The following is an 11,882-nucleotide window of genomic DNA, read 5'->3' as shown; positions in this document are numbered from 1 at the left end:
AAAAAGCACTTATTAATGACAAAGAAAAAGAGCCATTTTCGCCCCTTGTATGCCATTTTGGCCATCATTATATTGCTGATGTCGGGCTATTTGTATGAGCCCCAACCAAGCCCAGAACCAGAAGAAGCAAGCGCGTACATCGCTAGCAATAAACAAGAAGAACAAACTAGCTTTATAGATGTAAAACAAGCTGAGGTAAAAAACCAAGTACAAAACACGCCGCGCAGTATAGAAATAAGCGACAAACCTTATAAGGTTGAAGTGGATTTTCCAAGTCAGCACGTGTTTGATGACAATATGTGCAGTGTAGATCAACTGCTTCTAGTGTATAGAGCTGCGTTTAAAGATGCTATTAAGCGCTTAAACAACGACTACAAACGTAATAGCTACTCTATAAACGATTATTTAAGCCTTAATATTCATACGCCAAAAATGAGCGATTACTTTGAACAAACGTTGTTACTTAGAATTGCCTTTTTGCATGAACAGTTTATTTTATTGCTTGGTGAGTCAGCCAAACGCGAAATAACGTTGAACATCGTTATTGTGCCTCAACGCGCTGATTATGAGCGCTATTTGTCATATTATTCTGATAACCCAATAAATTCAGCAGGGGTTTACTACACTGGCTTAAATATCGCATATGTTGACTATCAAGGTTCAGATGAGAACGCTTTGAAAACTGCGGTCCATGAGGCGGTGCATGCACTAAGCGCACATATTATTGGCATGACGCCCCGAATGTTCAGTGAAGGAATGGCAGAGTTTTACGAAAACATACAGACTAAAGATGAGGAGCTCAAGATTGTTTACAGTCGCAAACAACTTAAGAGTGAACCCTATCCAATACTCCAGTTTTTTGACCATCTGCAATGGCCCAATCTAGATATTCATCGCCTTTACTACAGTAGTTGGGCTTGGATAAGCTATATGTACAATGACCACGAGCGATTACGTTCGCTCATTGCCTTTATGAAAAAAGAACAAAAAGAACCTTGTGACGCCTTTTCTAGCGACGAAGCCTTTGCGATATTTCAAGACTTCGACAGCAATATGGAAGTCGATTTTTATGCTTGGTTACAACAATTTAAAGAAGAATAATAAAGCGGCAGTAGCATCCCTGTCCCAACACAATAGGAAGCGCACATTTGAAATTTATACATACTTCAGACTGGCACATTGGTAGACAATTTCACAACGTCTCGATGCTTGAAGATCAGCGCCATGTATTAAAGCAGTTAATCGACTACATCAAAACCCATGCTGTCGATGCGCTTGTGATTGCAGGAGACATCTACGACCGCGCAATTCCACCGGCAAATGCGGTGGATTTGCTCGATGAAGTATTAAGCGAAATCACGCTAGAACTGGGCGTGCCGATTATTCTTATTCCAGGTAACCACGACAGCGCCCAACGCATTCGTTTTGGCGCCGGGCAGCTCAAACAAGCTGGCTTACATATTGTTGGTGATTTGGCCGACATCACCACACCCATTATTATCTCAAGCTCTAATGGCGACATGGCGTTTTACGGCCTGCCTTACAACGACCCTGAAATGGTACGCAACTTCTCAGGTGAAGCGCTTAGCACCTACGATGAAGCCCATACTTATTTAGTCAATAAAATCAACGAGGTAAAATCAGAAAAACAGGCCAACATTCTAATTAGTCATTGCTTTATAGATGGCGCTGAAGCCTCTGATTCTGAGCGCCCGCTATCCATTGGAGGCTCAGATAGAGTAAGTTACCAGCCCTGCGAAAGTTTTGATTACGTCGCCCTAGGACATTTGCATGCACCACAGTATAAAGGGGCTGAGCATATCCGCTACTGTGGCTCAATTTTGAAATACAGCTTTTCAGAGCAACATCAGAAAAAAGCCGCAACCTTGGTAGAAATAGATGAAAACAAACGCGTCTCATGTACTCAATTACCGCTTCTGCCACTGCGCAACATGCGCATTATTGAAGGAGAATTTGCGCATATTATTGAGCAAGGGCGAATAGATCCTAACAACCAAGACTACCTGTTAGTAAGGCTTACCGACCGTATTGCTATTTTAGAGCCAATGGCCAAATTGCGCGAAGTCTACCCAAATGTACTGCAGCTTGAAAAGCCCGGTATGCTCATTAGCGGCGATGAAAATATGACCCGCGAAAAACTTAAACGAAATGAACTCGACATGTTCCGTGACTTTTTTGTGCAAGTACAAGGCCATGAAATGACCAACGAACAACAAAGTGCGATTGAAGAGACTATATCGACCTTGCTCAAACAAGAGGAAGATGCATGAAACCAGTCAAACTAAGGATTCAAGCGTTTGGGCCTTTTGCGGGCCAAGAAGAGATAGATTTCAGCAAACTAGGTAAGCAGCCTTTATTTTTAATTAACGGGTCTACAGGTGCTGGGAAAAGCTCAATTTTAGACGCAATTTGTTTTGCGCTATATGCGCATACCACAGGCGCTGAGCGCGATCCTCAACAAATGCGCTGTGACCATTCTGACCCGAGTCTTTTATGCGAAGTCACGCTAGATTTTAGCCTAGGTGACAAAACATACCGCATAAGCCGCTCACCAATACAAGAAGTAGCAAAAAGCAAAGGCGATGGCACAACGATTAAAGCCGCTGTCGCTCGGGTGTGGCTCTTAGATGGAAGCGCCGAAGGGCAGTTGTTGGTGTCTAAAAGCGTAGGCGAGGCAACTAGGCTTATCACCCAATTGATTGGTTTAGGTCTTGATCAATTTAGGCAGGTTATGGTGCTGCCCCAAGGTAAGTTTCGTGAACTACTATTGGCCGATTCAGCCAATCGCGAAGCCATTTTTAGTCAGTTGTTTGAAACCCACATTTACAAAAAGATAGAAAATAGCCTACGCGAGCAAGCATCAAGTATTAAACAAGCGGTCGCCCATCATGATAGCAAGGTGCGTGGTATTCTAGAAGGCGCTGATTTAGCTTCCAAAGAAGCTTTAGATGCGGAACTGAGCGCATTAGCGCCAGAGCTTAACAGTGCCAAAGCGTTAAAAGACAGCGCGCAAAGCGCCTTGCAAGCTAAGCAAAGACAAGTAGAAGAAGCAATCACTGTTAATCAACAATTTACAGCCTTAGCAAGCAAAGAAGAGGCGCTAAGTGCAACCCTTTCGAAACAAAGTGAAGTTGATGCCCAAAAAGCAAAGCTAGTCCAAGCCAAAAAAGCGCAAGATATTCATCATTTATATGCAAATAAACTAAGCGCTTCAGAAACGTTTGCTAGCGCTCACTCCCAGTATGAAATAGCAAAAAAAGAGCTATCTAAAACCAAGCAAGAACACACGCTGGCGCAGACCGCTTATAATGAGGCAAAAGCCAAAGCCACTGATATTGATAAGCTCAAAGCCCAACAAAACGAGCTCCAGCGATTTACAACTCAACTGAATAAGCTGACAGAGGCAAGCTTAGTTCTGAAACAAGCCCAAAGTAAGGCAACACAGAGCCAATCAGCACTTGCAGATAAAAAACAAAGCATTGAGAAGTTAAAGCAAGAGCTTAAAACGGCTGAAAAACAAAGCGCTACGCAAGCACAGTCCCTTGAAGCACTTGCTTCAAAAGAGCAAGCTCTCAGTAGTTTACGCGAAAAACAAAGTTTGCGCGTGCAAATGAAAAAACTTCAAAAGGATATCGAAAGTCAAAACGAGATCATAGAGCAGCATCAAGAAAAATTAACACAAGCAGCTGATTTATATGCACAAAGTAAAACTAATGCCGCCACAACTGAACTCGCATGGCATCAGGGCCAAGCAGCAATATTAGCAAAAGAACTCAAGGGCAATCTTCCATGTCCGGTATGCGGAAGTAAAGAGCATCCTCAACCAGCAGCACTGCAAAACGATGCAAGTTTAGTGACTAAAGAGCAAGTAGAGCTTGCTCGCAACAAAGAAAATAAGTGCAGAGACAACATGCAAGCGATAAAAGATGAGCTTGCTACTCGCATGAATAAAAAAGAAACGTTACAAAGTACTCATGCAGATACCTGTGAACGCCTTGGCGATTACGCAAGTATGGCGGAACAAGCTTTCAACGACCACTACGAGGATGTACAACAAGCGGTCACTAATCTTGTTGCCTTAAAAGAATCTAAAGCAACAACAGACAAACGCATTGCTGCTATTAAGCTTACCCTTGAGCAAAGCGACGAGGCACTATTAAGCCTAGAAGCAAGCGCCAGTAGCAACAATAATTCGTTAATTACAGCCAAAACAACAGTAGAGCAACTTCGCACGCAAATTCCGGAAGAATATCAAAGTGGCAGCGAACTAACAGAAAAGATTCAAGACGTTGCCGCCAATATTAAAGGTTTAAGCGAGGGTTTGGTAAAAGCCGAAAAGACCTTCTCGAGCAAGCAATCGGCTCATGACCAAGCTATCGCCACTGAAAAAGCCTTGCTTGAGGGCCTGCTTAGCCAAGAAAAACTCAGCAAAACGGCAGATGAAAATTGGCAAAAAGCACTAGAAAACAGTGACTTCCCAAATGTTGAGGCATTTTTAAGCGCTCGACTCGATGACAACACACAAACAGCGCTAACAAAGGCGATTGAAGAACACAAAAGCGAAGTTGATAGTTTACATGCCGTCATTAAAACCCTATCTCAAAGCTTAAAAGGCAAAAGCAAAGCGGACTTGACGCAGCTTGAAGAGCAGCTCAACGAACACAAGACTGTATATGACAATCATGACAAAGCATGGCGCGAACTTGATGCCCGCCAGACTAGCTTAAATGCGGTAAACGAAAAACTACGTAAAGCCGCAAAAGAAAATGAAGCACTAAACAAGCAATATTCTGTAATTGGTACGCTAGACAAAGTCGCCAACGGCAATACTGGCAACAGAATAAGTTTGCAACGCTTTGTATTAAGTGTATTACTAGATGATGTACTAATACAGGCTTCTCAACGCTTGCATAAAATGAGTAACGGGCGCTACCAACTCACACGTAAAGAAGACAAGTCTAAAGGGCGAGGAGCCTCTGGCTTAGAGCTTGAGGTACAAGATGGCGATACTGGTAAACCACGCTCGGTAGCCACGCTTTCTGGGGGCGAATCCTTTATGGCTGCGCTTGCGCTGGCCTTAGGTGTATCAGACGTAGTGCAATCATACGCTGGCGGTATTCGCCTCGATACCTTATTCATAGATGAAGGCTTTGGCAGCCTTGATAGTGAATCGTTAGACGCCGCCATAAGAGTACTCATTGATCTACAAGCGAGCGGGCGCATGATTGGCATTATTTCTCATGTTAGTGAGCTAAAAGATCAGATGGCAAAACGAATAGATGTAGTAAGTACTCGCTTTGGTAGTAGCATAAACACGATTTCAAGCTGAGTTTTAGCGCTACTATTTTGCTGCTTTTTTACTCTTCTTTGTCAATGCAAGTAGATAAATTGTTGACTTGATGTTCATACACTCTGACCCTGTTTTTTCCTCTGACCCTGTTTTTTCCTGTCTGTCAGTTTGCTGTAAAAATTACATTAGTTTCCTTTTACCCTGCACAATTTGCAAAAAATAACACCTTGCTTCTAGCTCGTCTCTAGCTTTTCAATTGCGTTTAAAGCTCTGCAGCCCCTTGTGCTGAGCTCCTTAGCCCCTTCTACCTGTAAATGGTTTGATTTATGCAACGTTACGACCTACGTAATTGGATTTACGCCGGTTCGCGATAAACAGCCATCTAAAATGCGGGAATCACAAAAACTTCTATTTATTTTAAAAGTTTTGCATCCAAAGCAAATAAGTAAACGTTTGGCTTACTGTGAACGACATCTATAACTAAAAAAAGGAACACATATGATACCTACAATCACAAGGCAGCTACTTAAAACGCCTACAAAAATTTCAGTAATTTCATTAGCAATTTGTGCGGCATTAACGAGTACAAATGCTTTAGCCTCTAGTCACCGTGAAGCGCCAAATATCACGCGCTTTCCAACTGTGGACTCTACCGACTTTTATGCATTTAATAGTTATGAAGACGGACGTGGAGACTACGTGACCTTAATTGCTAACTACATTCCGCTACAAGACGCCTACGGCGGTCCTAACTATTTCCCTATGGATCCGGCAGCTAGCTACAATTTACATGTAGATACCGATGGAGATGCGATTGAAGACATCACCTTCGCTTTTAATTTCAAAAGGATGTTAGCCAATCAAAACATGGGCGCAAAATTAATGATTGGCCCAGAAGGCAATCAAAAAGCGGTTGGTGTGCCCTTAGTTAATATTGGGCCGATTAGTGCAAGCAGCCAAGCGAGTGCTAACTTTGCAGAATCGTATACTGTTACCATGATTAGCGGCGACCTTAGCACCGGCACATCTAGTGCAGTGTTAAACGCAAGTGGCGGCGGTGAATCGTTTAACAAACCTTTAGATTATATAGGCAACAAATCCTTTACCGACATGGCTGGCTATGAAGCCTACGCAAATGCTCATATCTACGATATACAAATTCCTGGCTGCGATAGCATGGGCAAAGTCTTCGTTGGTCAACGCAAAGACCCCTTTGTTGTTAACTTAGGGAAAACATTTGATTTAGTTAACTACGTGCCAGTAGAAGGCGATAGTGCCCCAGGCGCAGATGACGGAGCAGGTTTCCCAGGCGGGATCACTCAAGACTCATCAAATGATGATTTAAGAGATAAAAACGTAACCAGTATCGCGATGGAAGTGCCTACCGCTTGTATAACTGGTGATGGCAACGGCGTAATTGGTACGTGGACCACCGCAAGTTTGCCGCAAGCGCGAATTCTGAATCCAAATGCGACCTTTGACAAACCCGATGTGAACGGTGGTGCCTTAGTGCAGGTTTCTAGGCTTGGTTCGCCATTGGTGAATGAGTTGGTCATTGGTATTGAAGATAAAGATAAATTCTCATCAGCGCATCCATCTGGTGACGGACAGTTTATTGATTATGTTACCAACCCAGCCTTACCTGAACTGCTAAACATTTTGTTTAAAGATGCAGTAAATACAACATTAGGTACTGATATAGCAACACTTGCGCCTACTAACTTCCCACGTAATGACCTAATAGCGGCCTTTTTAACTGGCTTTGAAGGTGTTAACCAACAGGCAACCGTAACGCCCTCTGAAATGCTTCGTTTAAATACGGGTATCGCAGCTACAGCACAATCAGAGCAATCTGCATTTGGTGTAGCAGGCGACGATTTAGCCGGTTTCCCTAACGGAAGACGCCCTGGTGATGATGTAGTCGATATTGCCCTTCGAGTAGTAATGGGCGCACTATGTCACCCTATTCCAGTTGCAGGTACGCCAACTAACTTAGGCTTATGTGCACCAGAAGACGCTTCCGTAGGGACTGTTCCGTTTACTGATGGAGCACCTTCGAACGCCGACATGATGTCAGCAAGTTTCCCATACTTGGCAACGCCTCTACCGGGTTCTGAATAAGCAAAAGGAGAAGTAAAGATGAATATTATACAATCAAAACGCTTCAAACTTGCTGCAATTGCAATTGCGACCTTAAGTTTAACAGCCTGCTTTGATGACAACGACGATGAAGAAATAATGGTGAACAATCCACCTCAAGCGCCTTCTTTAACAGTGTTGACTCAGGCTGAGACCGATATAGTTGATAGATTACCTGCATCGGATCCCGACAATGACCCACTGCAATACACTATTACTGATGATCCTACTTTAGGCACAGTGACAATAAATAGTGACGGTAGCTATACATACTCGCCCAATCCTGAAGTCACCGGTAGCGACAGTTTTACCTACTCAGTGACCGATGGTAAAGCGCCAACAACTAGCGTCTCAGGCACGATTTCGATAACAATTGAAGCCTTACCCGTTTCTTTTTTATCGCAAAGTAGAGCAGCATTTGCGCAAGCCCCCAGCGATACGCCACTATCTGTAAATGGTAGGGCCTACATACAAGACGTGGCGGGACAAAACGACTATCAAGATTTGATTGACGCAAACTGATAGCCTGATGTTTATCCGGAAACCATGGATGGTTTCCTTTTTTATATCAATAACAAAACAATAAAACCCAAATCGGAAAGGTTAAGGAAATTCATGTTTAAATTCGTTAAGTTAACTGCAACTATATTAAGTATTGCCATGCTAAGTCCTTTGGCTCTGGCACATGACTTTTGGCTAGCTCCGACGACCTTTAAGTCTGCGCCGTCAAGCACTGTAGATATTAGCTTTATGGTAGGCCACAAGAGCGACTCTGGGCCATGGGATTTACAATGGAAACGCATCGCATCTATTCGTCAGTTTCAGCATGACGGCGTTAGCGATATGGCGGCCAGTGTACAAACTTATAGCTATCGAGATGATGGTTCTGTGACGGCTAACTTAAAAACTGAAGGCACTGTGGTGGTAGGTTTTGAGAGTTTCCATAGTATTAGTGAACTTGAAGCAGAACTCTTCAATAAATACGCTGAAGACGAAGGTTTAGCACTTGTGACAGCTTACAGAGTGGCAAATGGCGAAAGTGACAAAAGCGGTACAGAAATATATTCTCGCAAAGCAAAAACTATTCTACAAGTTGGCGATAAATTTACAGATAATGCTATCAAACCAATAGGCCAAACCCTTGAGATTGTACCCGTCACCCACCCATATAAAAGCATGGATGATGAAAAAATGACACTTGTTGTTATGTTTAAGGGTAAGCCGCTAAGAAACGCCCTTGTGCGTATGTCGTCACTCAATGATTACTCTATTGACGGACAAGCAACAAGAACAAACAACGAAGGAAAAGTTGAGTTTACGCTGCCTAAAAAAGGTAGCTGGTTATTCAACACAGTATGGGGTGTGCCTCTACAAGGTGACAAGCGCGCTGATTTTGAGACCTATTTCTCAAGCTTAACCATTGGCTTCTAATTATTGCAGGTATCGTATCGTAAAGTCTTCAAGCCTAATGGGTTTACTGTAAAAGAACCCTTGCCCTACAGTACATCCCATTTTTAATAATAAAGATGTTTGGCTTTCTGATTCGATACCTTCTGCAGTAACCATTAAACTAAAGTTACTAGCCAAATCAATGATTGATTTTACAATACCATTTTGTAAGTCTGACTCCATATTATCCACAAATACGCGGTCTATTTTTAATATATCCACCGGCAATTGCGCCAGATATGACAAGGATGAAAAGCCCGTACCAAAATCATCAATCGCGACTTTAAAACCTTCCTTACGTAAATGGTGTAAAATATCTTTCGCAAAATCTAGGTGCTCAACTAAAGCACTTTCAACAATTTCAATGGTTAAATAGTTCGACGCCTCTGGGTAAATTTTGGATTTCTGCATTATATGACTAAAAAGGTCTTTGTCTGCGAACTCTAAAGCAGATACGTTAAACGATAAAATCAAATCTCGCTTGTCACTTCGCCATTGATTGACAATTTCGAAAACCTTATCGACGACCCATGCAGTAATAAGCTTTATTGCGCCTGTACTTTCAGCTAAGGGTATAAACTTATCTGGTGTTAAGAAACCTTTTTGAGGATGATTCCAGCGAATGAGTGCTTCAGCCCCTAATAAAGTTCCCTCAGTCAAATCGTATTGTGGTTGTAAGAATAATTCGAATTCATTCTCATTGATCGCCCGTTTTATTTCTGTGGCAATGGTTAACTTATTGTTAGCTTCTAAAATAATATCTTGGCTGTAGAATACAAAATTAATATCTTTTGATTTTTTCGCCTTATACATAGAGGCATCAGCGTACTCAAGCAATTCATCAGCCGATGTTGAATCTTTTGGATATTGTGCAATCCCTATTGATGCGCCTAGGTTTGCCTCTATATCGTCAACGATCTTAAAAGGGATTTGTAGGTGCTTGCATAAGTCATTCGCTATGAATGCAAGTTGGCTATCATCCTGATAATCAGTGATCAAGATAACAAATTCGTCTCCACCTAGGCGAGCGAGTATATCCTTGCTTCTTAAGCGGTCTTTTAAGCGTAGCCCCACTTTTAATAAAAGCTCATCGCCCGCGCCATGCCCTAAACTATCATTAATCACTTTAAAGCGGTCTAAATCTAAAAACAACAAAGCGCACTTTGTCGCGTGCCGCTTGGCGACTTCTAAGGCTTTTTCTAGATGAAGTTTTAAAGTGAGCCTATTTGGTAATCCTGTCAATTGATCAAAGTGAGCCAGTTTTTCTAACTTTTCCTCTGATTGCTTTTGCTGGGAAATATCAGAAAACACACCTATGTAGTTGCATATTTGATTCGCCTCGTTTCTAACTTCTGAAACCGAAGACAACTGAGGATAAACAGTGCCCCCTTTGTTTCTATTCCAAATTTCGCCACGCCAACTGCCTTTCCCTGCCAAGGTCGCAAATATATTTGTATAAAAACGCTCTTCATGCATGTCAGAATTAAGTATAGATGGCTTTTCATTCAGCACTTCTTTTTCAGAATATCCAGTGATATTTTCAAAGGCCGGATTAGTTGAAACAATGGAAAAGAATTCATCGGTGACAAAAATTCCCTCTTGAGCATTTCGATAGACTTGCTCAAACAATCGCCATTGTTTCTCAAGTTCTCGTTGTTCTGTTATATCAAATATAATAGAGAATAATTGTCTTTGACCGTCTAATTCGACTGGCGTAGAGTAGATTTTAACATCCTTGATTTCGCCATTTTTCATTTTGTGCTGGCTAGTTATTGTATTTTTGTTGACTGAGTCTGCAAAGCGAACACCCCAGAACGAAGTATCTGCGCTATCGGGTTCTAATGCGTTTATCGCTAGTCCCGTTAATTCCGCTTCGCTATAACCATAAAATAATTGTGCGGACTCATTGCTATTTTTAATTACTCCAAACTCATCAATTATGAGCATGACGACACTGTGTAAATTGAAAAAATTTCTAAATTTTTCTTCTGAATCAGCAAGGGCTTTTTGTTTGTCTTTCGCTAAATCCAAATTTTTGAAGCGCAAATTCATACTGTAAATCAAAGCAAATATAATAATACTTGCAAACACCCAAGGGAGAAAATGCGCACTAAATTGCATCCATCCCTGTGCAGGCCGCGCGGCAATTACCCATGTGCCATATGGCAATTTAACGACCTGGGTAACGTTAGGTGAAGTAAATAGCGATTCATTTCCGTAAAAGATGTCACCGTCACTGCCTTTAGAGTCTTTTCCTCTAATGGCGATATCGATATGACTGTAAGCGTCTAATCCTAGACTGCTTAGTATAGAATCGTAATCCATCACGATTGACACTAAGCCCCAATTCTTGTCTTGTATAAATACTGGCAAACGACCGATAATGCCGGTTCCTCCTTGAAGCAGTTCTACAGGTCCAGCAAGTACTATTTCGTTGAACTCGATTGCGGTTTGTATGGGACCAAGTTGATCTTTAACCTGACGGTAATCTATACCAAATGCTTTTTCGTTACCCTCTAGAGGATATAAATGCGTAATAATATAATCTCTAGCAGCAGCTAAGTGGCTAATATTGCTTTTCGACTTAAGTAATTGTTCAACATATTGAGAGAATTCATCTTGAGTCATGTTGGGATTAATTGATATATATGCCGCTAAGCCCTTGACCAATTCTACATTGCGGTAAATAGTAGCTTCAATATCCCCACGCAAGAAGGATACAGACTGCGTTATAGCAAGTTTCTCTTGTTCTTTTTCTGTTTGAAATCTTAAGTATTCAACGTAACAAACTATCGCCACTACAATCGTGATCAAGAAAATCCTTGCGATGATGATGGATTGTTTCATGTACAACATTAACCCTGGGAAGTGAAAGTAAATTAGCAAATATGGCTCGCGTTTTTTATCGGCCAAATTGTCTTTATCATGACTATAAATTTCCGGTACCCGCTTGAGTTCCTATTGTACAATAGGAGTGCAAGCA

At 41.9% G+C, this 11,882-nt stretch carries 7 protein-coding genes; 6 read left to right on the top strand and 1 reads right to left on the bottom strand.

Going from position 1 to position 11,882, the window contains the following annotated elements; genetic code table 11:
* Positions 1 to 15: 15 nt before the first annotated feature.
* The 6 genes from AC0L6H_RS05640 (at position 16) to AC0L6H_RS05615 (ending at position 8,881) form a co-directional block, all read left to right on the top strand.
* Positions 16 to 1,101 carry a hypothetical protein gene (locus AC0L6H_RS05640; RefSeq protein ID WP_473393103.1) on the top strand — a complete coding sequence of 362 codons (1,086 nt, stop codon included), beginning with the start codon at positions 16 to 18 and terminating at the stop codon, positions 1,099 to 1,101.
* Positions 1,102 to 1,148: 47 nt separating this feature from the next.
* Positions 1,149 to 2,291, top strand: coding sequence for an exonuclease SbcCD subunit D (locus AC0L6H_RS05635; RefSeq protein ID WP_473393102.1), 1,143 nt, complete (start codon positions 1,149 to 1,151; stop codon positions 2,289 to 2,291).
* Complete coding sequence (locus AC0L6H_RS05630) at positions 2,288 to 5,350, top strand: AAA family ATPase (RefSeq protein WP_473393100.1); 3,063 nt, start codon at positions 2,288 to 2,290, stop codon at positions 5,348 to 5,350. Before AC0L6H_RS05635 ends, AC0L6H_RS05630 begins: the two co-directional genes overlap by 4 nt.
* Before the next feature lie 459 nt (positions 5,351 to 5,809).
* Positions 5,810 to 7,432 (top strand): DUF4331 domain-containing protein, encoded by a 1,623-nt coding sequence (locus AC0L6H_RS05625; RefSeq protein ID WP_473393099.1) that lies wholly within the window; start codon positions 5,810 to 5,812, stop codon positions 7,430 to 7,432.
* 18 nt (positions 7,433 to 7,450) lie between these two features.
* Positions 7,451 to 7,972 (top strand): Ig-like domain-containing protein, encoded by a 522-nt coding sequence (locus AC0L6H_RS05620; protein ID WP_473393097.1) that lies wholly within the window; start codon positions 7,451 to 7,453, stop codon positions 7,970 to 7,972.
* 93 nt (positions 7,973 to 8,065) lie between these two features.
* Entirely contained in the window at positions 8,066 to 8,881 is an 816-nt protein-coding gene (locus AC0L6H_RS05615) for a DUF4198 domain-containing protein (protein ID WP_473393096.1), read from the top strand.
* Here AC0L6H_RS05615 and AC0L6H_RS05610 read toward each other — a convergent pair whose 3' ends face one another.
* On the bottom strand, positions 8,882 to 11,746 hold the full coding sequence (locus AC0L6H_RS05610) for an EAL domain-containing protein (RefSeq protein ID WP_473393094.1): 2,865 nt from the start codon (positions 11,744 to 11,746) through the stop codon (positions 8,882 to 8,884).
* Positions 11,747 to 11,882 lie beyond the last annotated feature (136 nt).

The organism is Glaciecola sp. G7-5 (assembly GCF_055808975.1).
This window is presented reverse-complemented; position numbering and strand designations above follow the sequence as displayed.